The organism is Bacillus cereus group sp. MG16 (genome assembly GCF_040459875.1).
In the GTDB taxonomy this organism is placed as follows: Bacteria; Bacillota; Bacilli; order Bacillales; family Bacillaceae_G; genus Bacillus_A; species Bacillus_A paranthracis.
Map to the genome: position 1 here is coordinate 4,391,726 of NZ_JARVHE010000001.1, position 23,680 is coordinate 4,415,405.

Sequence of the window (23,680 nt, forward strand, 5' to 3'; positions counted from 1 at the left end):
TAAATACCATTTTCTGAAACAAGTTCATCATACTATACAAAACCATTCGTTATCAAGAACTTTCTCAAAAGAAGATTCGACACATTCTGATAATTCAGTCTTTTAATCGTGCTATTAGGATATTGATAATACTTAAATATAGAAATGAATAAACTGTTTTCCTATAAACCACTCTCAATGCGCTTCGTATATTTTTCATATCGAATACACAATTGGAATTATAGCACATATTTCCACTTCATCACCTAAATATTTTTTACAATAAATACAATTTTCAGACTACATTCGACTGAAACTATTTCATTTCGACATTATTTTCTTCTTTTCGAATGTTTTTTTAACAGAAAAAGGTGTTAATTTACAAAAAATTTACATATTAATGAGGTATTCTTCTGTTTTTGAAAGCGCTTTTGATTTGTTTCTCAATAAGGCTACTCCTTTCAATCTCAAATGTACAGGAAAGAAGAGCAAAATAAAAAGCCTATGATACTCATAGACTTTTGTCTATTTTCTCATAGGCTTATATTAATCATTGATTAAATGATTTTTAATTATTTTGTTGCAGGTTTTGCTTCTTTAATAGAAACTGCAACTTGTACAGCTTTATCAAATTCTACTTTTTGCTCTTTTCCATCTTTTACAACTGTCAGGTTTTTCACATAGATAGATGTTGCACCTTTTGCACCAACTGTACCATTTTCAGCTACAACATTTGTGTCAGCAGAAACAAATTCTACATTAGAAACTGTTGCTTTTGCTGTAGTTGCAGGTACACCATCAACAGATAAGATATTTAAAAGTGCAGCTTTTAAATCAGCTTTTGGAGCTACTTCTTTAAGAGATGTGCTTGTAAATTCTACTGCTAATTCTTTAGCAGTTGGTGCTGTATCAACAACTTTGAATGAATGAGTTGTGATTAATTTGCCATCTAGTACAACTGTTACTTTATAAGTTTCACCAGCTTTTGCACCTTGACCAACAGTAATTACACTGTTATTTTGTACAGTAACTTGTGCATCAGTTGCGTCTACTTCTTTACCTTCTTTGTTTGTTGTTGTTACTTTTAGTTCAGCTGCTTCTGCACCTTTTAATACTAATCCATTTGCATCTACAGGAAGAACTGAAACAGTCATTGCATTCTTTTGGTTTTCCTCAGTAACATATTTATCTAATTCTTTTTCTAAACCACGAACTTCAAATTTAGAGAATGCACCTGGAGCTTTTAATTCTAGAGCTAATGTAGCTTTTGCTTCTTTTTCACCAGATTTTGCAGTTAATACAACTTTATAATTACCAGCTTCTTGACCTGCTGCATTCAGAACTAATTCTTTGTTCACATATTTAGCTTCTAATTTTTGTTCTTTTAATTCTTTACCATCTTTATCAAGTACTTTCACTGTTACAGGAGCTGTAAACTCTTTACCGTATTGATCTAGTACTGGAGCTTTTACTTTTAAATCTGTTACATCTTTTGTAGAAAGCGCTACGTTAGTTTTTTCTAATTTAATTTCTTTCATTGCTTTTTGAGCGAAAGCTTCAATTTCAACTGTTTTTGAAACAAGTTCTTTACCTTTTGAATCTTTTACAGTTACTTTTACTGGTGCTTTTCCTGCAGATAATACAGTTACTTTACCAGTAGCTTTATCTACTACAGCAACTTCTGTGTTTAACGACTCATATTCAACTTTTCCAGTTGTTACTGCGTTAAATTGATCTTTCAATTCTACTTGAACGTAAGCGTTGTCGCCTTCGTAAACTTTATTGTTTTGTTTGAAATCTTTAGAAGTAAAGTCAGCTTTATTTTGTTCTGCAACTGTCCAGTTAGAGATTGAAGCTACTGCAGCACCTTCAGCAGAAACTTTTACTTCTTTACTTTCAGCTACTACTTTACCGTCTTTTTTATAAACAGCTTTTACAGTAGTTGAAGTACCTTTTGCTAAAGTGATTTCACCTTTTGCATTAATTTTTTCTGCAGCTGGAGTTACAAATTCAATACCCTCCGGTGAAACAACTTCAGTACCGTTTTCATCTTTAACTGTGAATTGTAATGCTGTTGGCTCATCAGCTACAACTGTTTGGTCAGCCATTTCGATTGTTTTTGCTTCTAAAGAACCTACAGCTACTTCTGTTTTACCAACTTTGTTTACATCTACAGTGTAAGTTTGTTTAGCTGCTAAGTTACTATATAATTCAACTGTAGCAGATTTTTTATCTTCTGATAAAGTTACCTCTTTAACTAGTACTTTATCGTTGTTAGCTTTGTTAGTTACTTTGATATCTTCTTTAGTTAATTTTTCAACAGCTTTGCTGAATTTAACTTCTACTTTTTGAGTTGTAACAGCTTTTGCAGATTCAACTTTTGCTGCTTCTGTACCGAACTGCTTGTCAGTCATAGCAATAAATTGAGCTGCTTCTGCTTTCGTTACAGATTTATTTGGCTCCCATTTGTCGCCAGTACCTACAGAGATTCCTAATTCAACTAGGATGTTAGCTTTATCTTTACCCCAGCTATCTTTTAAATCATCGAATTTAGTTTCTAGAGGACCGTTTACTTTAGTATCTAATTTGTAAGCTTCTACAAGAAGAGATGCCATAGAAACGCGGTCGATTTTTCCGCTTGGATCGAATTTGCCGTCGCCTTTACCCTTAACAACGCCAGCTTTTTCTACAGCTGCGATGAATGGAGTATACCATTGGCCTTGAGAATCACCGAATGATGGTTTAGCATCTTTATCGAATGGTAAGTTTAAGATTTGAGCCATCATTGTAGCTGCTTCTGCACGAGTGATTTCTTTTCCAGGCTCGAACATTCCTTTGTCGTTACCTGTAACTGCACCTTTTTCTGCTAAGTAGTTAATAGAATCAATTCCCCAGTGATCAGCTGGAACGTCTGGGAATGTTTTTCCTGCTGCTGCTACTGGAGAAACAACACCTGCTACCATTGCTGCTGTCATTGTGCCAGCGATTACTTTTTTGTAAGAGTTAGTCTTTGCCATTTTATATATTTCCTCCTTAGGAATGTAATACTAGTTCCATACTGTTTTAAATAGATATTCTATTTATTTTTGAAACTAGTAGATATAAATGTGGTTAAAGTATTCCTTGTACAGAATAATAGAATATCCCGTATTAAAGAATCATAAAGAAATCATACACTCTTTTCATCTAATTTAAAACCTTAAATTCGACAAAAAAGTGAATTTTCACAATTCGAAACGATCGTTTTTTCGACTTTCATTTTAAAGGATCCAGATCTAAAAATCAGAATATTTCAAATGAATAGAAAAACGCGTCAGAATTACATTTATAACAAACTTCTTATAACCATTTACAACTATAACAGAAAAAGCTTTCCAATTACAACATCTAACTATAGAGATATTGCGACATTAATCGACAACTTATTTTTCTATGATTCGACATTTTTATTACCATCAGATTTTCCAAAATTACCATACCTATTTTTTATCATTTACTAAATAAAACGCTAAATACCAACATTCAATATATATTAATGTTAAGATTTTTAAACATACATCTTATCTCTCAAACTTCTTTTTTTATGAGCATACGTTTACAATCACTTACGTAATTCGACATTTTTCTACAAATTTATTTTTTCTTTCGACATTTTCTTTTTTCAAAAAATAAAAAAGAGGATGTCCTCTTAAATTAAGATCCCATTCCTCTTTTTTTGAACTCTTTTGAATTCAAGTCACTTATGATGTATCGAGACGCTGTTGAAATTTGCTCTCGTAATTCTTCTACTCTTTGTTCCAATGTTTCTTGTACATATTCTTTTTGTTCTAATTGCTTCGTTGCGACATTATACAAAGTTTCAGACGTCCAATCACCATCTACGTTTCCGATAATCGGCTGATTTACTTGTTGTAAAAATGAATCGATCTTTGGATCATATGAAATACCGACCATAGGAATATTAGCAACCGCAGATAGTATGAGCGCATGAAGTCTCATACCGATTAGAAGCGAACATTCCGACAAAATTGAAATTTTCTCATGAATATCGAGCTTATACGGAAGCATATGAGCTTCTTCTCCCATTAAATTAATAATATCGCGTGATGCATTTTGATCAAATGGTCCATGCATTGGTACGAATAAAATATGGTATCCATCACGCTTAAATTTTTTCAGCGTATCTGCTAGCTTCTTCATATAATCTTCTTTCGCGTCCCAATACCTCACACTAACTGCAATTACTTTCCCTTGAATCGCATGTTTTTGCAACCACTCCGACTTCATTCCTTCTGGTTGACATGCCAATACTGGATCTGGAACTAGTTCGATATCCTTCTTAATACCAATTTCTTTTAAATACAAAAATGAATCTTCATCACGAACTGATATATATTCCGCTTTTGATACTTGCCATTTCACTAATAAACGATTTTGTCTTTTCGTAATTGGACCAATTCCTTGCGCATAAATATAATACGGCTTCTTCAAAAAACGAGCAATTCGCATAATACCCGTATAGTACAAAATACTTTTAATACTCGTTTTATCTTGAAGGAGGCTTCCTCCTCCGCTAATTAAGCCATTACTTCTCTTTATTTCCTTATAAATTGCTCTTATGTCCCAGCGATTTACTGCCTCTACACCGTACATTTTTCTTGTATAGTCGGGGTCATTCGAAAGTACAACAAGCTCAAGAGTAGGATCCTCTTCATGTAGCGCTTTAATAATTGATTGCAAAATTGCTTCGTCCCCAACATTATAAAAACCATAATATCCTGATAAAACTAACCGCACTCTTAATCTCCTCCAACATTTCGCAATCAACTTTTTGTCATTCAACAAATCGCTATCAACTCTTTAATAAGAAAAGTTGGATAACTTTAAATTGATTTCTTTCACAAACATACAAATAGCCATACTCATTTATGGACTCATTTACTTACGTAAAAATGGGATTTGCTTTTTGGATATCCAGTTCAACTTTAATGCGCATATGCCATATATGAACAAGGCCACACAAAACGCTAAACCACTATATATTATTGCAATAAGTCTAGAATCTACCACATTTATGAAAGTAGATGTGAAATATAATCCTATACCTACTATACTAGATACCCCAATTACAGCAAAAAATCTCCCCATGTGAATCGAATAAGCCAATTCTTTTCGAATGTATATATAGTTTACGATACAAATCATGATATATATGATAAGTGTACTATAAGCCGCACCAGTTATGCCAAATTGACTTACAAGTACTATATTTAATATGACTTTTACAAAACTCGCTCCAACAACTATCCACGCCGCTTGCTTAGAACGGTTAATTCCTTGCAAAATTCCTATTGATAATACCATAAGTGACGTAAAATACGAACTACCAATTAAAATAGCTAACATTCCGCTCCCTTTCGCATCTGTAAACAATCCAACATTTAACGGGATTGTAAGTGCCATGAGCCAGATTGTTATCGGCGTTGTTAAAACATGAGCAAGCTCATTTGTCCGTTCAATTGTTTGTTTTGCTAACACTCTATCTTTCTTTGTTAATGCAGCAGTTAACAACGGGATTAACGGAAATACCATCGCACTTGCAAACACGACAATTAATTGTGTAAACGCAAATCCACGACTATATATACCAAATTGTTCTTGAATCGTTGTAGTGGATTCATGCAACATATGTGGAATCGTTACAGAATCAACTAAATTTAACACCGGCATCGATAATGCTCCAACTGCAATTGGAATCGAGACCTGAAGTATCTTTTTTGCATTATCTTTAAAATCTTGTAGTGAATATGTATTACTTTTATAACGATATATACTTTTTACATACTTCATTCTCAAATAGATAAGTGACGTAATTACTCCAAGGCAAGAACCAATCATTGCGCCGCCTGTTACAACATCACTCTCTTTATTCCAATATACAAATAAAAATGCAATTGCTAACATAAAGAAAACACGAATGAACTGCTCAATTACTTGTGACACCCCGGTAGGAATCATATCTCCAAAACCTTGGAAATATCCTCGATATACCGCCATATATGGTGCGATTAATAACGCAAACGAAGTTACGATTAATGGAAGTCTTGTATCTTGTCCACCAAGCATATTTGCAAACATACTTGATCCAATCATAATAACTGAAAATCCAAGCACTCCAAATATTACTCCAATAATAGATGCTGAAGTAAATAGTTTGGCAATTCCGTTCTCGTCATTCTTCTCATGAAGTTCAGCGATTAATTTTGATATAGCTAGCGGTACTCCCGCTACTGATAAAGTTAAAGCTATCATATACACAGGAAAAACAAGGCGAAAAATCCCTAGTACTTCATCTCCTGCTATATTTTGTAATGGGATTTGAAAAAAACTTCCCAACACTTTCGATAGAAACGTTGTAATCGTTAAAATCGCAGCGCCTTTCACAAACTTATTATTCATCTTCTAGCTCTTTTCTTTCAATATATAATTTCCATACATATTACAACATAAAACGAGATAGCTATATTCTTCTCTTTTTTGAAAAATTTCACTTTATCTCATTTAGCTATCATACCAAATTTCTTATACATTGAATACTCTCTTTCTTTCTATGTTTTAAATATAGTATGTACAATAACGCCTTATTTATATCCAGTTATTTCTTCAATTTACTACTTCTACTTATTCGGGATAAACATGTGCTATAATGTAGCTATTGTCAGTAAGAGGAGTGTTTACAACATGCTGAATTCGGTAAAAAAGCTGTTAGGAGATTCTCAGAAGAGAAAACTAAAAAAGTATGAACAACTTGTTCAAGAAATTAATAATCTGGAAGAAAAACTATCTGATTTGTCTGATGAAGAATTGCGTCATAAAACGATCACATTTAAAAACATGCTTCGTGACGGAAAAACAGTGGATGATATAAAAGTTGAAGCGTTCGCTGTTGTACGTGAAGCAGCAAAACGTGTACTTGGATTACGTCACTACGATGTGCAGTTAATTGGTGGCCTTGTACTATTAGAAGGTAATATTGCAGAGATGCCAACTGGTGAAGGAAAAACATTAGTTTCTTCTCTTCCAACATACGTACGTGCTCTTGAAGGAAAAGGCGTTCACGTTATTACTGTAAACGACTATTTAGCAAAACGAGATAAAGAATTAATTGGCCAAGTTCATGAATTTCTAGGTTTAAAGGTTGGATTAAATATTCCTCAAATCGATCCTGCCGAAAAGAAACTTGCTTACGAAGCTGATATTACATACGGTATTGGAACAGAATTTGGCTTTGACTATCTACGTGATAATATGGCCTCTTCAAAAAATGAACAGGTACAACGTCCTTATCATTTTGCTATTATCGATGAGATTGATAGCGTTTTAATTGACGAAGCAAAGACACCTCTTATTATCGCTGGTAAGAAATCAAGCAGCTCTGATTTACACTATTTATGTGCAAAAGTTATTAAATCATTCCAGGATACCCTTCATTACACATACGATGCAGAATCGAAATCTGCTAGTTTTACAGAAGACGGTATTACAAAAATAGAAGATTTATTTGATATCGATAACCTATATGATTTAGAACATCAAACTTTATATCATTATATGATTCAAGCATTACGAGCTCATGTCGCTTTCCAATGTGATGTTGACTATATTGTACACGATGAAAAAATTCTACTTGTAGATATTTTCACGGGTCGTGTTATGGATGGTCGCTCTTTAAGTGACGGTTTACACCAAGCTCTTGAAGCAAAAGAAGGCTTAGAAATCACTGAAGAAAATCAAACACAAGCATCCATTACAATTCAAAACTTCTTCCGTATGTATCCAGCACTATCTGGTATGACAGGTACAGCAAAAACGGAAGAAAAAGAATTTAACCGTGTATATAACATGGAAGTTATGCCGATTCCGACAAATCGTCCGATTATTCGTGAAGACAAAAAGGACGTCGTATACGCAACAGCCGATGCTAAATATAAAGCTGTACGTGAAGATGTTCTAAAACACAATAAACAAGGACGCCCGATTTTAATTGGGACAATGTCTATTTTACAATCAGAAACCGTTGCTCGTTACTTAGATGAAGCAAATATTACATATCAATTATTAAATGCAAAAAGCGCAGAACAAGAAGCTGATTTAATCGCAACTGCTGGACAAAAAGGTCAAATTACAATTGCGACGAATATGGCCGGACGAGGTACTGATATTTTACTAGGTGAGGGTGTTCACGAACTTGGTGGATTACATGTAATCGGGACAGAACGCCATGAATCGCGACGCGTTGACAATCAGCTAAAAGGTCGTGCTGGTCGCCAAGGTGACCCAGGTAGCTCTCAATTCTTCCTTTCTTTAGAAGATGAAATGCTAAAACGTTTCGCACAAGAAGAAGTCGAGAAATTAATGAAATCACTGAAAACAGATGAAACAGGACTTATTCTAACTTCTAAAGTCCATGATTTTGTAAACCGTACACAATTAATTTGTGAAGGTAGCCATTTCTCAATGCGTGAGTACAATTTAAAGTTAGACGATGTAATAAATGACCAACGTAACGTTATTTATAAATTACGTAATAACTTATTACAAGAAGATACAAATATGATTGAAATTATTATTCCAATGATTGATCATGCTGTAGAAGCCATTTCTAAGCAATATCTTGTAGAAGGTATGCTTCCAGAAGAATGGGATTTTGCTAGTTTAACAGCAAGTCTAAACGAAATTTTATCAGTAGAAAATATGCCATCATTATCAGCAAATAATGTACATTCACCGGAAGATTTACAATCCGTTTTGAAAGAAACATTATCTCTTTATAAAGAGCGCGTAAATGAGCTAGATAGCCATACTGATTTACAACAGTCGCTACGATATGTTGCCCTTCATTTCCTAGATCAGAACTGGGTCAATCACTTAGATGCAATGACCCACTTAAAAGAAGGCATCGGACTAAGACAATATCAACAAGAAGACCCTACTCGTCTTTATCAAAAAGAAGCTTTAGATATCTTTTTATACACATATGGTAATTTCGAAAAAGAAATGTGCCGCTATGTTGCAAGACATTTAGGTGTTCCTGAAAACGTACAATAACGAGGTGAAAGATTATGTTATCATTCCTAAAAAAAGCTAAGAAAAACGGAAAAGATACGACTGTCTCTAGTAATCAACTATTCGGACAAGAAAGCACAAATACTGAAAATAAAACTGTAAAACCAACGCTTTACTTCCACCCTAGCTGGGGTGCAGTAGGACAAGAACAAAAATACATTTATCAATTTTTACATAAAGAACTACCACGTTTAGAAGAATATCAAATTTCTTTATCTGGAATTGAGATTGAAAAGCGTGATAACGGTTATGACGTAGCTGTATTTATTCGCAGCACTGTTCCGAAACCAATTTCTTTCGAAGAAGTTACATTAATTCTTCTAAATAAAGAGAAAAAATTATGCGCGCGAAAAACATTCAACCTTTCTGCATTAGGAGATATTCCTGCAAATGTAAATATGCCGTTTATCTTTACATTTGAGCAAGAAACAATTACAGATGCTGAATTATCGCAAACGGATTGGGAATTAGCGTTCGAACTTGAAAGTAAGCATGTATTAGATTTAGATCCATCTTGGGAAGCTCAGTTACCTGAAGCAAGCAAAGAAGCTTTACGTAATTTCGTAGACAATTTAACACCTCCAAATGATGGTGAAATTAACTTCCTAGGTCTGCAAGCTGCACGAAAAGAAAACGGCGATTTACATACAACGCTTCTTATTCGTAACGGTTGTAAAGACAACATTCAACTAGAGCAACTTCCTCTTCATATTGAAGATGCCACAGGTGCAGTTGTTGTTAAAGGCGCTTTCACATTACCGAACCTTGAAATTAAAGCGAACACTACAAAACCGTGGTCATTTGTCTTCCCTGCTTCATCTATATTAAAAGAAGATATGGACCTATCTTCTTGGAAGGCACTTGTACCACAAGACTAATCATAGAGAGGCTCGCCTCTCTTACTTTTTTTCATACAAAAAGCCTGCTCAAAAAGATGGTCATCACACCTCTTTGGACAGGCTTTTTCTTTATGTAAAATTTATTTCGTTACGAATAAACGTTCAATATGATATTCAGCTTCTAATTTGCACATTTCATCTGCATGCTTTACTTTATTTCTTTTTAATTGCTCCACTTGTTCTTCGCTCGGTTTTTCATTAATAAGCTCGTTAATTTTTTCATTTACTTTCATTGCTAAAGCTTGATGGAAATCTGGATGTCCTTTCAACTCGTCATCTACTTTATTGATCCAAGTTGATTTTGTGTATAAATACTATTTCCACTGTTCAACAAATTGTTGCATATCAAACTTTTCTTCGTTCCATTCAATTTCTTTCATATACTTCTCAAAAGAAACAACAATTGAGCGTGTAATCCCAATCTTCACTCCGTGTGGTAACTGTTTGTACATCAATTATTCCCTCCAGCTTAAAGCTCTTCCTTCTGACAAAAAAGGAATCTCAAAATTCATATACATTACTATAATATCACATACCTAATCTAGAATGTTACTATACTGCTAAGAGGAATAAACGTCAACAGACGTATAACATCTTGATATACAGATGTTACAAATAACAAAAACACCCTTATATAAGGGTGTTTCTTCATATAGTTTCCGTTTTTACAAATAGTAATTTATCTTTCTGCTCATTACTCGCCATCACTACTAACGTCTTTTTAATATGAGCAGGTACTTGCTCTAGCGTTACACTCAATCCTGACTTATCCGACTGCTCAATGAAATTCAATAACGCCATAGCTCCTGATACATCCATATAGCGTGCATCTTTCATACGTAAAACAACCGGAGATTTTACGTCTTGTAAAGCATAAAAAACACGATCCACTGTTAAAAACGAAAGTGGTCCCTTAATTTTATATGTTGCTTCCTTTTCTTTTACAATAGAAACTTTACGTTCTTTACATTTCACCATGTATATAATGAATGAAAGAATAATACCGAACGCAACCGCGATCATTAAATCAAACTTCACTGTGACAATCATCGTTACGAGCATAACAACGACATCACCTTTTGGCGCTACATGCATTTTCTTCATGCTCTCCCAATCAAACATACCAATACCAGTTAAAATTAAAATACCTGATAATACAGCAAGTGGAATGTATTGTACGACTGATCCAAGTCCCATAATGAAAATAAATAATATAACACTATGCATACTTGCTGAAAGCGCTGTTTTACCGCCACTTCTTATATTAACGATAGATCGTACAGTCGCACCTGCGCCTGCTAATCCGCCAAACAATCCGCTCATCACATTACCGATACCTTGTCCGACCAGTTCTTTATTACTTTTATGACGTGTACCCGTCACATTATCCATTACGACCGATGTTAACAACGAGTCAATCGATCCTAATAAAGCAATACTAAGCGCTGGTAAAACAAGTTCTGCTATACCTGTTCCACTTAAAGATGGAATATGAAGCGTTGGCATCGCTTCTGGAATCGTCCCAATCTTTTCAATTACCTTATTTAATGACAGGTTTCCGATAACCGGTAACTTCACTGTAAGCCCTTCTAGCACAGAAGAAAATAAAGGAAGCATAACTGTCACACCTACTAATGCAACTAAACTAGATGGGATTGCCTTAATCCATTTTCCAGAAACAATCATGACAATAATCGTTAATACGACGAGTAGAAAACTATTTTGCACATGCTTCATTTCACCCAAAATAATAATTAATGCGATTCCGTTCATAAATCCTGATACGACAGGATATGGAATGTACCGCACGTAAGATCCAAGCTTACATACACCGAATAAAATTTGAAACAGCCCCGCCATCATAAATGCTATAAAACTCGCCTCTAACCCGTGGGTCGCAATAACACCTGTTGCAATAACCGTAATCGGTCCAGTTGGTCCCGTAACCTGCCCAGGTGTACCACCAAATAACGCCGCAAATAAACCTGCAAAAATCGCACCATACAATCCAACTAGCGCTCCCTCAGACGTTCCCGTTGCAGCAATACCAAATGCAATGGCAAGTGGCAACGCAACAATCGCAACAGTAAAACCTGCTAAACATTCCTTTGCTATTTTTTGAAACATATAATAACCACCTTCATATAAAGTCCATTTTCCATTGTACACCTAAATAGATACATTCGTTAGTCCACTTTTTACAGTATCGTGACGTAAACGCATTCAATTACAAGTACCTACCGCATCTTTGGAAACGATTATAACTATGTTATAATGAACAAATTAAATCTTTTATTATATATTTGGAGGCACTATGCTAACTTTTGAAGAAAAATTATCGATTATTGAATCTTTCCCTGAATTAGAAAGAAAAAACGTATCATTAAAACGTGTGAACTTTCACTTTGAAGAAAGTCGTTTAGATAAAAAGAACGTTGTTTATCACTTACATCCAAATGGAAACGGATTTGTATATGCAAGTGGTATTAAAGGTTACAAAACAGATGATAAAGGTATGGTTAACATCCGCGAATTTTCAGCAGATGAATTACGCTCAGTAATCGAGCAATCAATTGAATTACTTTCACAAGAAGAAGTAGTAATTCCTGCAGAACCTGCGAAAGAAGAAGAATGGCATAACGAAGACGGTCATATCCTTACTCTTATCTCAGAGGATGATATGTGGAACGTATACGCTGGTGTAAACTTAGACGGTACATTCAACTCTTATCCAGAAGCTGCGGAATATCTTGATGAAGAAGGATTTTCACGTAAATAAAAATAGAAAGTGGGTATTCCAACATGACTATCAAACAATGTTGCGAACCCCATTTCATTCAACGATTTTTATAACAATAAAAACCCTCAAGTATTCATATACTTGAGGGTTTTCAATTGAAAGGTAGAACTTTTGGACTTCCTTACATTAAGAACAAAGTGGAATTATTCCTAAACCAATTAATAGAGCTGCTGCTGCTGCTGGAATTGGTACAGGAATTTGAATACCTTCTACAAATAAGAAGTATTGACCACTTACTATTTTAAAACAAACCAATTGCATGGCTATTCCTCCCTTCTGTTAGATTAATACATTATATTAATTAATCTTATTATTGATATAATTAAATGGTTTGTTTTTACGAAAAAGTTACTATGTTACAATCTCTTCACCTTTCTTTTTGACTATATAAACTCCTTCCTCACACTATCTCTATTAATTTTCATAAAATGATTTAGAGGAGGATTAAAAATGAATACAACTGCTAGATTAGTAAATTGGAAAGAACATGGAGATATGATTATTTTGGAATGTGAATCAAATGGAAAACACTTCGAGATATCAACGTATAAACAAAGAATATATAATTCCCACCTTTTGTCAGGTGACGTGTATGTTCGTTTAGATTCATCTGATAATATAATTGGAATAAATATTTATAAAAAATAAGAAAAGCCCCCTATTTTTAAGCGGGCTTTACCCTTATTACAAAATAACAAAGTATACTCCCTTTTTCTTATGAAGTTTATGTAATTATACATATTCACAAAAAATAAACTAAATGAATATTACATGTAGTAAAATATAACTCGTGGACACGTTCTATAAAGCAGATTCTTTTAAAAGGCGTAACATATCAATCATTTTAGGGGATGTGGCGTTACTCCGATACTCAGTTCAAATCTCTTGTATTTTTTGAACTAACAATTAGTGTATATAGACGATTCTGTTTTATAGTATGTGTTTACACTTATAACAAAGGGGTAATACGGATAGATACGTATGAAATGAAAATGGTTCAAGTCGAAAAGAGGCACCTCAAGGTGTCTTTTTTTGTACGTTGCACCCCTTTAGTTCTTTCATCTTGTTTCATATGCACCAATTACTCTTTATTAAGAAGAACGAAAATGAAGTGAAGACCAATTGATCTTCACTTCATTCCCACTCTCTGCAAAAGAACAAAGATATTAATTCATCTATTTAATCGCTTACAGACAAACAGGCGAAAATCACGTAGGCATGCACTTTCTATTTTTTCGCACCTTTCAGAGACTCTCTAAGCACAAATTTCTGCAACTTCCCACTCGCATTACGAGGCAGTTCATCTACAAATAAATAATGACGCGGACGTTTATAATCTGCTAATTCATCACTTTCTTTACAATACGTTTCTAAATCAGCTTCTGTAATTGTTTCATCTTTCTTCACAACAACTGCCACAACACGTTCTCCCCATAATTCATCCGGCTCACCAAGCACAGCAACATCTAATATACCAGGATGACTATGAAGGAAATCTTCAATTTCACGTGGATAAATATTAACGCCGCCACTAATCACCATATCATCCACGCGATCTGCGACGAATAAATAGCCGTCTTTATCGAAGTAACCTAAATCGCCAGAGTGATACCACCCTTTATACATCGATTTTGCATTTGCCTCTTCTCGGTTATGATAACCAGCCATCATAGTTGGACCGCGCAAAATAATCTCTCCTACTTCATAAGGAGGCAATACATCATTTGGCTCTGCTGGTGCATCTTCATTCGGTTTCACAATTCGAATTTCATGACTAAAGCACGGTGTTCCTGCTGAACCTGCTTTCGTAATTTGATCCTCTTCTACGAGAAATGCCACAACAGGTCCCATTTCTGTCATTCCGTAAATTTGTACAAGATCAATATAAAGACGTTCTTTACATTCCTTCACTAACGCTGGTGCCATCGCTGCTCCGCCGTATATACCAATCTTCATCGAAGTTAAATCGTACTGCGTTAAATCTTTTTGCAACAGCATATTCCACATCGTCGGTGCTGCAAAAAACGTCGTAATCTTCTCTTCTTGAATTGTATGTAATACTGTTTCTGTGTCAAAATGATGTAAAATAACATTCTTTCCACCAACTTGAATACGCGGTATAATTCCAGCATTCAACTCACCGCAATGATATAACGGTGCTACAACAAGCCCAACACTATCTCGATTATATTTTAGGAAATACGTACAAATCATACTATGCTCAGCCATTTCGCGATGACGATGTAATACACCTTTCGGATGACCTGTCGTACCGCTCGTATACAGCATAGAACAATAATCCATTTCACCAATTTCAATATCTACTTTTTCGGAAGATGCTTCATTTACTTTTTCATGGTAGGAGCTAGCATAAGAAGGTGCATCATCTTCTACATACCAAAAAGACGAATTTGGAAAATCTCGTTCAATGATAGCGACAGTTGGCTCAACTGCTTTTTCAAAAACAACTACTTTCGAGGATGCATCCTGGAGAATATAAGATACTTCTTTTGCTTTTAAGCGGAAATTAATTGGGTTAAAGATTGCACCAATTTTCGCACAGGCTAAGTAAACGTTTACAAATTCACGGCAGTTATATAAGTAAACAGATACAGTATCTCCCTTTCTTACCCCTTCTTCTAATAGAGCGTGCGCCGTTTTATTTATTTGCTCATCCCACTGTTTATACGTCCAGCGAATATTTTTTTCTGGCTCCACTAACGCCTCTTTATTCGGATACTTACCAACAGATAAATCGAAAATTCTCCCTATCGTCATGTACATGCCAACAATTTCCCCCTTTTCTCTTTCATAAATCTATCATTTCGTCCATAAGTAGACATTGTCCTTTAATGATTTGACTAATTTTTCTGATTATTATCGACATCGTTTTACAAACGGCGCCGTTTGGCGGTAAGTGAAATTATATCGGCGATTTTCCGGATATATCAGCGCAACTTGAATTATATCGGCGATTTTTCGAATATATCGACTTACCGACAAAAACTGACAATATAAAAAAGAGGTTATTCCGACTCGGAATAACCTCTTTCTTTTTATGCAAATAGCTCTTCTAAAATTTTCAGTTTATCTTCTGTATATTTTACGAAGCCATCATTATATGATTTTGGATCTTTCGGATTCGCAAAGTGCGTAATTGCTCCCGTTTTCGGATGAACAAATTTACTTGATGCACCACAACCAAGTCCGATAATTGATTGTACTTCTTCCATAATGACAATGTTGTAAATACTTTCTTGCGTCGGCATTGCATAACCAACGTTCTCTAAATTACCTAAAATATTCTTTTGACGATATAAGTAATATGGTACGTAATTATGCTTTTGCGTCCACTCTTCTGCTTCGTGCATCATCGCTGTAATTTCTTCGCGACCTGCTACTTTATATTTACGTTTGTTTTGCGTCATTTCAGAAGCACGTTTAAATGATAACGTATGAACTGTTAATGATTCTGGCATTAACTTTTCTGTTTCATCTAACGTGTGCTTGAAGATATCTAACCCTTCACCAGGAAGACCAATAATTAAATCCATATTAATATTATTCATTCCCATTTCACGAGCTAAGTGGTACTTCTCAATTGTTTCTTCTACAGTATGGTGACGCCCAATTGCTTTTAATGTTTCTTGATGGTATGACTGCGGATTAATACTAATACGGTCAATATTCCATTTATTTAACACTTCTAGCTTTGCTGGCGTAATTGTATCTGGGCGACCTGCCTCAACTGTTACTTCACGCACATTTTTCACATCTGGGAACGCTTCATACATTTCTTCATACAGCATATCCATCTCTTCTGCTGTAATACTTGTCGGTGTACCGCCGCCGTAATAAATCGTCGTAACTGTTACACCTTTTTCTTTTAAAAACTTACCAATTTCACGAACTTCATAATGTAAACCACCTAAGAATGAATCAACAGAACCTTGACGTCCGTTAATTGCATACGCTGGGAATGTACAATATGCACATTTTGTTGGGCAGAATGGAATACCGATATAAATACTTACTTCCTCTTTCAAACGATATAAATCCGGAACTACCGCTAATTGGCAGTCAACAATACGCTGAAGAAGTTCAATTTTCTCTTCATGAATTAAATAACTTTCACGAAGTTCTTGGTGCGCCTCTTCTTTTGACATACCATTTTGAAGCATTTTATGAAGAAGTTTTGTCGGACGAACTCCCGTTAAAATACCCCAGCTTTGCTCAATACCAGTTAACTGCTGAAGAACAGAAAGATATACATAAGAAACAACATGCTTCACTTGCTTCATACGCTCTTTTTCATCTGTAAAAGCAGATAAATCTTTTGCGAATGTTTCTTCATACACATTTCCAGTCGCAACATCTGTTAAACGAGCTGATGCTTTCACATTCTCTTCAATGTGTATATCAACGATAAGATTTGCTTCCTCTTGTTCAAATCCAATCGTACTATCTTCAAAAAATAAGCCGCTAATATTTTGCAGCGGACGTAAAAAACGATCATCTTGTAACGTTTTAATTGAAATTAACAACATTATCACCTTTTCATTTGCAAACTCTCTTTAGTTTACTTGAAGGGCGTTTGCAGGTCAATACAGAAGGTTTTACCTTATTTTCATATCCTATTTAAAACAAACTGAATATTGATTTTTCATGAACTTTCCCTAGTTGTATAGACATTAGAATATACTCTTGTTACAATCTAGAACGTATTAATACTTGCTACTAATTTAAATACATATAAAGGAGGACTCTTAACACGACATAAAGACTATCACGTGTTAAAACAACTATGAAAAAAAAGTTTTACAATATTTTAGCACTATCTTTAGCATTACAAACATTTGTAGCACCTATCCATTCATTCGCGGAAAGCATAGAGAAAACTGCGGAATTGTCTACGGATGAGCAAGCTTTAAAAAGCATTGAAGAACATGCAAAACAGCATAGACATGACGAAGAAAACGACCTTGAAACCTCGGGTGAATATCTTCTCCACTTATCAACAAAACTTCCACTATACGATTCAAATGACTTAAAAACGAAAACAAATATTGAAATTACTGCACCAGTAGTAAAGGCAACAAAGAAAAAAAATAATGCCTATTACGTTCAAACTACATCTGGCGCTGGCTGGGTTAATAAGGGAAATAATGGTTTAGAAGTACAAGAGATTCATAAACTCTCGAATCAAAAACTAATTGTAACAGAAGAAGCATCAGTATATTCCTTCCCTTTCCAATCGTTTAAAGAAGAAACGAAATTACAGCCACAAACAGTAACTCCTACTGAACAAGCTGGGAATTGGTTTAACATTCAAATGAACAGAACTGAGAAATGGATTTATGCTCCTTCAGCTGCATTTGAAGGTACGAAAGCATCATTATTTGAAAAAACAGGTTCTATGGAAAAGAGAAGCGCATCTTTCTTCAAAACACCATCTAATTTGCCTACAAATAACGTTTATGGTGTTACATTTAAAGAAATGATTGTTCCAAAAGGAAATGAAAACATTCGTCCTGGCTACGCAATGGAACCGAAATACATTACAATTCATGAAACTGCTAATACAAGTAAAGGTGCGAACGCTTTAAATCATGCGAAGTACTTAGATAATCAAGCTCGCGGAAATACTGATCGTTCAGCATCTTGGCATTTTACAGTAGATGACAAAGAAATTTATCAACATCTTCCACTAAATGAAGTTGGATGGCATGCCGGAAATAAAACTGGAAACTATGAATCTATCGGAATTGAAATTGCTGTGAATAATGATGGAAATTATACGAAAGCGGTAGAAAATGCGCGCAAGTTAGCTGCTTTCTTAATGAATGAATTAAACATATCTCTAGATCACGTTCAAAAGCATCAATTTTGGAGCGGAAAAAACTGCCCTGCATTTATGATTCAGCGCGGACAATGGGATGCTTTTTTAAAGGGCACGAACGCTTACTATAACGAACATCGTAAAGATGTTATGCCGCCAGAAGTCCCTCATGAAAAAGACGACATTACAGGTGGTTGGTATGAGCAAGACATTCGTCAATTAGCTGCTAGAAAAATCATGTTCGGTGACGGCAATGGTTCTTACTGGCCAAACCGCCTGGTAACACGAGCTGAGTTTGCAAATTTAATGTCGAGAGCTTTAAAATTACCTGCTGGAAACGCTAAATTTACAGACTTAAACGAAGCACACCCATCTTTAATAGATGGAATTAACCGCGCCGCTAGCGCAGGTATCATTAATGGTCGTGGGAATAATAAATTTGATCCTAATGCTACAATAACACGTGATGAAGCTGTTATTATGATTGACCGTGCATTAGAATATAACTGGATTTATAGAAAAGAAGTGAAATTACCATTCACTGACCAACACTTAGCATACGATAAAAAAGCATTACAAAATGTTTACGCATACGGAATTGTAAAAGGTAACGAACGAAATGAATTTGTACCAAAAGGCACAGCAACACGCGCTGAAGCAGCCGCATTTTTAAATCGAATGCTTAAAGTTATGGAAGCTTAAACAAAGAAAAACGTAGCCAAAAGCTACGTTTTTCCTTTATCGTTTCGGTGTATTTTTATGATTCTTCAAAAACGGAAGCGGGAATTGCTTGCGGAAATGCTCTTTAATCATATACTCTACGCCGTTCTCACTATTTGAACGTGTAATCCAGTCGGCCGCTTGTTTTACCTCTACAGGCGCGTTCCCCATCGCTACCCCGAGACCCACATTTTCAATAACCTCTAAATCTTCCATGCTATCTCCAATGGCAACCATTTCGTTTAGCGAAATATTTAAATGCTCTCCAAGCAATTGTAATCCACGTAATTTTGATACATTTTGTGGCAAAATTTCTATTCGTTTTGAATCACATTCAATATACTCTATATCTTGAAACGCTTTTCTTAATGTATTCAGTCCTCTTTCTTTTTCACCTTTCGTTTGGAAAAGAACATCAATTTTTGGCGCCGCGACTGGATGATCACGAAGCGCATCACCTAATGAATCTACAAATTGAACTGGATAAAATAACGGATCAGCACTCGATAGCACAGTACGTGCAATTAAGTTTGGTGTATTTCTCTCGCGATTTCCGATTGAAAACCGCTCATGAGAAATGCGGACGTTACAGTCAAAATGCTCCAATACTTGCACAATGTTAAATGTCTTCTCTTCCGATAATCTTCTTTGAACGTACGGCTTATCTAAAGTTGCTGAAACGAAAGCACCACCGTGTGTCACTAATATAGAATCTAATTTTAACACCTTTGCTACTTTATGAGCAGACTGAAAATTACGGCTCGTAAATAATGTAACGTATACGTCTTTTCTTTTTACAAATTCAATTGTTTCTCTTAATCCTTTTGCAATTTTTCCGTTGTTGTATAGTAGTGTCCCATCTATGTTAAGAGCTAGTAAGCGATAAATCATGTCGCACTCCCCCTCTTCGCTGTTGTACTCTATCCATAATTTATGAAATAAATGTAGCAAATAGAACGAGTTAGAATTTCTACTGAAAATTTGGTTTACTATATACATATACACTCAGTAAAGGAGATAGTACAATGCAGGCACCTCCTTCCTTTTATGAAGGCGATACGTTAGAAGTCGCAAAAAAATTACTCGGACAGAAACTTGTTCATATTGTAGATGGAATAAAGCGAAGTGGAATCATTGTTGAAGTAGAAGCATACAAAGGTCCCGATGATAAGGCCGCACATAGTTACGGCGGCAGACGGACGGATCGCACGAAAGTTATGTTTGGCGCACCTGGACATGCTTACGTATATTTAATTTACGGTATGTATCATTGTTTTAACGTCATTACAGCACCAGTTGGTACCCCGCAAGGAGTGCTCATTCGAGCCCTTGAACCGGTAGACGGTATTAAAGAAATAAAACTAGCTCGCTACAACAAAACAGACATTACTAAAGCGCAATATAAAAACTTAACGAACGGACCTGGCAAACTATGCCGTGCACTTGGAATCACTTTAGAAGAACGAGGTGTATCATTACAAAGTGACGCATTGCATATTGAAATCGTCCCAGACGAAGAACACATATCATCACAATACAAAATAACAGCAGGTCCTCGAATTAACATTGACTATGCAGAAGAAGCTGTACATTATCCGTGGCGTTTTTATTATGAGGGGCATCCATTTGTTTCAAAGAAATGAACGATATCAACGATTTTTCGAATATATCTATCGTAACTTACAATATATCAACGATTCGACAAGGAATAACATTACAAATAAAAGAAGACTGTTCCAAAATGGAACAGTCTCTCCCTTTTTACTCTGCACCTTCCGCAGTCGCAATATTATCCTCTAAGTTTTCTCTAGATAATTCAGCCGCCATAAAGTCAGCTGTTTCTGGAAGTGCTAAATGCATATGAGCTTTTTGACAAATTTGGATCGTACAGTTTTCAACAACATAATCGAAAACATGTCCGCCTCCGCTTCTTTCATCATCAATATAATGTAAGTGGAAACCAGCTACACCAATACCTTGTGCATAATCTGGTGTCCAAAATCCAGCAAGCGTACCTTCTGTATTTTTAAAGGAAAAGATTGGTTGTGATTTCGTCACTTCAACGAGCGGTGTATACGGTTTTTCTTGTTTTGGAACAGTTCTCGTTCTTACTTCGCGGAATGTACCATCCATTCGAATACCGTAAAATAAGTTTTTACTCGGCATTAATTCATGTAATAATGCTTCCACTTCTTCACGATTCATCGGACGCTCTATCGTATAACTCATTTCTTTTTCAAAAAACGTTACAGTCGCAAATGGTGTTGTTTCTTCTGGCTCTACTTTTTCTGCTGAACCGTCTGAACGTAAATGATAAAATTCGTTATCAAACGCAATCATTTCACCATCTAATTGATCAAATGTGCCGATACCGAAATCACCATGTTTTTTCAAATCTTCAAAGCTAATCACACCATCATATATACCATCTAATAGCGCAAGCATTGTAGATGTTTGATATACTTCATTACTCGTTTTCGTTTTTTTTGCATCAATATCAATTAATTGCGCAACCGTCATCTCAAATCTGCCTCCATTAGTTTAATTGATTTGGTAATAATTTTTCGCTTAATTTAATGTTGTCACGGTAATCGATTGGAATATCAATAATGACAGGGCCGTCTGCTGCTAGTGCAGATTTTAATACACCTTCTAATTCATCAGGCTTGTTAACGCGAAGACCTGTCGCACCGAAACTTTCTGCATATTTTACAATATCAACATCACCGAACTCTGTAGCTGATGTTCTACCGTATTTCATCATTTGTTGGAACGCAACCATATCATACGTACCGTCTCTCCATACAAGATGTACAATTGGAGAATTTAAACGTACCGCTGTTTCTAATTCCATCGCTGAGAATAAGAAACCACCGTCACCTGATACGGAAACTACTTTCTTACCTGGTTCTACTAAAGTAGCAGCAATTGCCCAAGGAAGTGCAACACCTAACGTTTGCATACCGTTACTAAATAATAATCTACGTGGTTCATAAGAACGGAAACATCTTGCCATCCAAATGTAATGGGAGCCGATGTCACACGTAACAGTTGTATCATCACTAATTAAAGAACGAAGTGTACGAATCACTTGAAGCGGATGTGTAACACCTTCTGAAGCACGATTCGGAACTTCTGCTTGTTCTGATAATTTCGCGCGTAATCGTTCTAACACTGCTTCTGATTTCGTACTTAATACAAGTTTCGGTAATTTCTCCGCGATGCTATTTACAGTTAAAGCGATATCACCAATTAATTCACGCTCTGGTTGGTAATCGTGGTCGATATCTGCTTGATGGTCATCAAGATGAATAATTGTTCTGTCCCCAAGTTTATTCCAGAATTTCGGATCATACTCAATTGGATCATAACCGATAGAAATAACAAGGTCCGCTTCTTCTAGTAAAATATCACCTGGTTGGTTACGGAATAATCCAACGCGGCCGAAGAAATGATCTTCTAATTCACGTGAAATCGCACCAGCTGCTTGATATGTTTCAACGACAGGAAGTTCTGTATCCGCAATTAATTCACGAACAGCTTTCGTCACTTCATTTGTGCTTGCTCTCATACCGAGTAAAATAACTGGTAATTTTGCTGCTTTTATTTTTTCTACTACGTATGTAATATCATGTGTGGGAGCGATTCCAAGTTGTGGCTTAGAAAGCGCACCGATAGACTCTACATTCGTTTCCGCAGTCATAACATCTTGCGGAAGACTTACTAAAGTAGCGCCTGGATTTGTGGAAGTCGCACTTCGAAATGCATTTGATAATGCTTCTGGCACATTATCAGGATGCTCTACTTCTACGCTATATTTTGTGATTGGTTCGAATAGTGCAGCATTATCCATAGATTGGTGCGTACGTTTTAATCGATCTGTACGCGGAACTGCACCAGCTAAAGCAACAACGGGATCACTCTCCGCATTCGCAGTAACAAGACCTGTCGCTAAATTTGATGTCCCTGGTCCTGAAGTTACAAGACATACGCCCGGTTTTCCTGTTAATCTACCAATCGCAGCTGCCATAAATGCTGCATTTTGTTCATGACGACAAACAATTAACTCTGGTCCTCTTTCTTGCAGTACATCAAATACAGAGTCAATCTTCGCTCCTGGAATACCGAAAACATGTGTAACACCTTGTTTAATTAAACAATCAACAACAAGATCTGCTCCTTTTGTTTTTGTCTTCACGTCGTTTGCTTTTACACCTGTACTCAAACTAACCATTCCTTTGTTTCATAATTTGTGTAATAAAGATTTTAAACTTCACCTAGTTAATTAATGTGGTGAAGTAATATTTATCATTATAT

At 35.5% G+C, this 23,680-nt stretch carries 16 protein-coding genes and 1 pseudogene; 6 read left to right on the top strand and 11 right to left on the bottom strand.

What is annotated here, in order from left to right:
- Positions 1–551: 551 nt before the first annotated feature.
- The 3 genes from sap to QCI73_RS22930 form a co-directional block, all read right to left on the bottom strand.
- The gene (gene sap / locus QCI73_RS22920; RefSeq protein ID WP_353823821.1) at positions 552–2,996 is read right to left on the bottom strand and encodes an S-layer protein Sap; all 2,445 of its coding nucleotides are present in this window, start codon (positions 2,994–2,996) and stop codon (positions 552–554) included.
- Between the two features lie 676 nt (positions 2,997–3,672).
- On the bottom strand, positions 3,673–4,776 hold the full coding sequence (csaB, locus tag QCI73_RS22925) for a polysaccharide pyruvyl transferase CsaB (protein WP_001241608.1): 1,104 nt from the start codon (positions 4,774–4,776) through the stop codon (positions 3,673–3,675).
- A gap of 141 nt (positions 4,777–4,917) precedes the next feature.
- Positions 4,918–6,438 (bottom strand): putative polysaccharide biosynthesis protein, encoded by a 1,521-nt coding sequence (locus QCI73_RS22930; RefSeq protein WP_327924290.1) that lies wholly within the window; start codon positions 6,436–6,438, stop codon positions 4,918–4,920.
- A 282-nt stretch (positions 6,439–6,720) separates the two neighbouring features.
- On the opposite strand from QCI73_RS22930, the gene secA2 reads away from it, so the two are divergent.
- Both secA2 and QCI73_RS22940 read left to right on the top strand, forming a co-directional pair.
- Positions 6,721–9,087 (top strand): accessory Sec system translocase SecA2, encoded by a 2,367-nt coding sequence (secA2, locus tag QCI73_RS22935; protein WP_113741918.1) that lies wholly within the window; start codon positions 6,721–6,723, stop codon positions 9,085–9,087.
- Between the two features lie 14 nt (positions 9,088–9,101).
- Positions 9,102–9,983, top strand: coding sequence for an accessory Sec system S-layer assembly protein (locus tag QCI73_RS22940; protein WP_000948199.1), 882 nt, complete (start codon positions 9,102–9,104; stop codon positions 9,981–9,983).
- A gap of 101 nt (positions 9,984–10,084) precedes the next feature.
- Here QCI73_RS22940 and QCI73_RS22945 read toward each other — a convergent pair.
- Positions 10,085–10,456: pseudogene (locus tag QCI73_RS22945) on the bottom strand (hypothetical protein).
- A gap of 196 nt (positions 10,457–10,652) precedes the next feature.
- Positions 10,653–12,131: a SulP family inorganic anion transporter gene (locus QCI73_RS22950; RefSeq protein ID WP_242296128.1), complete on the bottom strand. Its 1,479-nt coding sequence runs from the start codon at positions 12,129–12,131 to the stop codon at positions 10,653–10,655.
- A gap of 187 nt (positions 12,132–12,318) precedes the next feature.
- On the opposite strand from QCI73_RS22950, the gene QCI73_RS22955 reads away from it, so the two are divergent.
- Entirely contained in the window at positions 12,319–12,783 is a 465-nt protein-coding gene (locus QCI73_RS22955) for a hypothetical protein (RefSeq protein ID WP_000955014.1), read from the top strand.
- A gap of 147 nt (positions 12,784–12,930) precedes the next feature.
- On the opposite strand, the gene QCI73_RS22960 is transcribed toward QCI73_RS22955, so the two are convergent.
- Positions 12,931–13,065, bottom strand: a complete 135-nt coding sequence (locus QCI73_RS22960; RefSeq protein WP_001177692.1) for a hypothetical protein — start codon at positions 13,063–13,065, stop codon at positions 12,931–12,933.
- Positions 13,066–13,254: 189 nt separating this feature from the next.
- Between QCI73_RS22960 and QCI73_RS22965 the strand changes: the two genes are divergently transcribed.
- Positions 13,255–13,452, top strand: a complete 198-nt coding sequence (locus tag QCI73_RS22965) for a hypothetical protein (protein WP_149884894.1) — start codon at positions 13,255–13,257, stop codon at positions 13,450–13,452.
- A gap of 579 nt (positions 13,453–14,031) precedes the next feature.
- On the opposite strand, the gene QCI73_RS22970 is transcribed toward QCI73_RS22965, so the two are convergent.
- Together QCI73_RS22970 and QCI73_RS22975 are read right to left on the bottom strand one after the other, a co-directional pair.
- Complete coding sequence (locus QCI73_RS22970; protein ID WP_327924294.1) at positions 14,032–15,588, bottom strand: fatty acid--CoA ligase; 1,557 nt, start codon at positions 15,586–15,588, stop codon at positions 14,032–14,034.
- Positions 15,589–15,860: 272 nt separating this feature from the next.
- Positions 15,861–17,351 (bottom strand): coproporphyrinogen III oxidase, encoded by a 1,491-nt coding sequence (locus QCI73_RS22975; protein WP_000924633.1) that lies wholly within the window; start codon positions 17,349–17,351, stop codon positions 15,861–15,863.
- Positions 17,352–17,608: 257 nt separating this feature from the next.
- On the opposite strand from QCI73_RS22975, the gene QCI73_RS22980 reads away from it, so the two are divergent.
- Entirely contained in the window at positions 17,609–19,345 is a 1,737-nt protein-coding gene (locus QCI73_RS22980) for an S-layer homology domain-containing protein (RefSeq protein ID WP_353823822.1), read from the top strand.
- A 36-nt stretch (positions 19,346–19,381) separates the two neighbouring features.
- Here QCI73_RS22980 and QCI73_RS22985 read toward each other — a convergent pair whose 3' ends face one another.
- Positions 19,382–20,254 carry a Cof-type HAD-IIB family hydrolase gene (locus tag QCI73_RS22985; protein ID WP_353823823.1) on the bottom strand — a complete coding sequence of 291 codons (873 nt, stop codon included), beginning with the start codon at positions 20,252–20,254 and terminating at the stop codon, positions 19,382–19,384.
- A gap of 134 nt (positions 20,255–20,388) precedes the next feature.
- On the opposite strand from QCI73_RS22985, the gene QCI73_RS22990 reads away from it, so the two are divergent.
- A complete protein-coding gene (locus QCI73_RS22990; RefSeq protein WP_353823824.1) occupies positions 20,389–21,006 on the top strand; it encodes a DNA-3-methyladenine glycosylase in 618 nt (205 codons plus the stop codon).
- A gap of 118 nt (positions 21,007–21,124) precedes the next feature.
- Here QCI73_RS22990 and alsD read toward each other — a convergent pair whose 3' ends face one another.
- On the bottom strand, positions 21,125–21,883 hold the full coding sequence (gene alsD, locus QCI73_RS22995; RefSeq protein WP_353823825.1) for an alpha-acetolactate decarboxylase: 759 nt from the start codon (positions 21,881–21,883) through the stop codon (positions 21,125–21,127).
- A 16-nt stretch (positions 21,884–21,899) separates the two neighbouring features.
- On the bottom strand, positions 21,900–23,588 hold the full coding sequence (gene alsS / locus QCI73_RS23000) for an acetolactate synthase AlsS (RefSeq protein WP_353823826.1): 1,689 nt from the start codon (positions 23,586–23,588) through the stop codon (positions 21,900–21,902).
- Positions 23,589–23,680 lie beyond the last annotated feature (92 nt).

What these genes read in the sequence shown, in the direction of transcription:
- sap (WP_353823821.1), bottom strand. Translation starts at nt 2,996, where the DNA reads ATGGCAAAGACTAACTCTTACAAAAAAGTAATCGCTGGCACAATGACA.
- QCI73_RS22930 (WP_327924290.1), bottom strand. Translation starts at nt 6,438, where the DNA reads ATGAATAATAAGTTTGTGAAAGGCGCTGCGATTTTAACGATTACAACG.
- secA2 (WP_113741918.1), top strand. Translation starts at nt 6,721, where the DNA reads ATGCTGAATTCGGTAAAAAAGCTGTTAGGAGATTCTCAGAAGAGAAAA.
- QCI73_RS22940 (WP_000948199.1), top strand. Translation starts at nt 9,102, where the DNA reads ATGTTATCATTCCTAAAAAAAGCTAAGAAAAACGGAAAAGATACGACT.
- QCI73_RS22950 (WP_242296128.1), bottom strand. Translation starts at nt 12,131, where the DNA reads ATGTTTCAAAAAATAGCAAAGGAATGTTTAGCAGGTTTTACTGTTGCG.
- QCI73_RS22955 (WP_000955014.1), top strand. Translation starts at nt 12,319, where the DNA reads ATGCTAACTTTTGAAGAAAAATTATCGATTATTGAATCTTTCCCTGAA.
- QCI73_RS22960 (WP_001177692.1), bottom strand. Translation starts at nt 13,065, where the DNA reads ATGCAATTGGTTTGTTTTAAAATAGTAAGTGGTCAATACTTCTTATTT.
- QCI73_RS22965 (WP_149884894.1), top strand. Translation starts at nt 13,255, where the DNA reads ATGAATACAACTGCTAGATTAGTAAATTGGAAAGAACATGGAGATATG.
- QCI73_RS22970 (WP_327924294.1), bottom strand. Translation starts at nt 15,588, where the DNA reads ATGTACATGACGATAGGGAGAATTTTCGATTTATCTGTTGGTAAGTAT.
- QCI73_RS22975 (WP_000924633.1), bottom strand. Translation starts at nt 17,351, where the DNA reads ATGTTGTTAATTTCAATTAAAACGTTACAAGATGATCGTTTTTTACGT.
- QCI73_RS22980 (WP_353823822.1), top strand. Translation starts at nt 17,609, where the DNA reads ATGAAAAAAAAGTTTTACAATATTTTAGCACTATCTTTAGCATTACAA.
- QCI73_RS22985 (WP_353823823.1), bottom strand. Translation starts at nt 20,254, where the DNA reads ATGATTTATCGCTTACTAGCTCTTAACATAGATGGGACACTACTATAC.
- QCI73_RS22990 (WP_353823824.1), top strand. Translation starts at nt 20,389, where the DNA reads ATGCAGGCACCTCCTTCCTTTTATGAAGGCGATACGTTAGAAGTCGCA.
- alsD (WP_353823825.1), bottom strand. Translation starts at nt 21,883, where the DNA reads ATGACGGTTGCGCAATTAATTGATATTGATGCAAAAAAAACGAAAACG.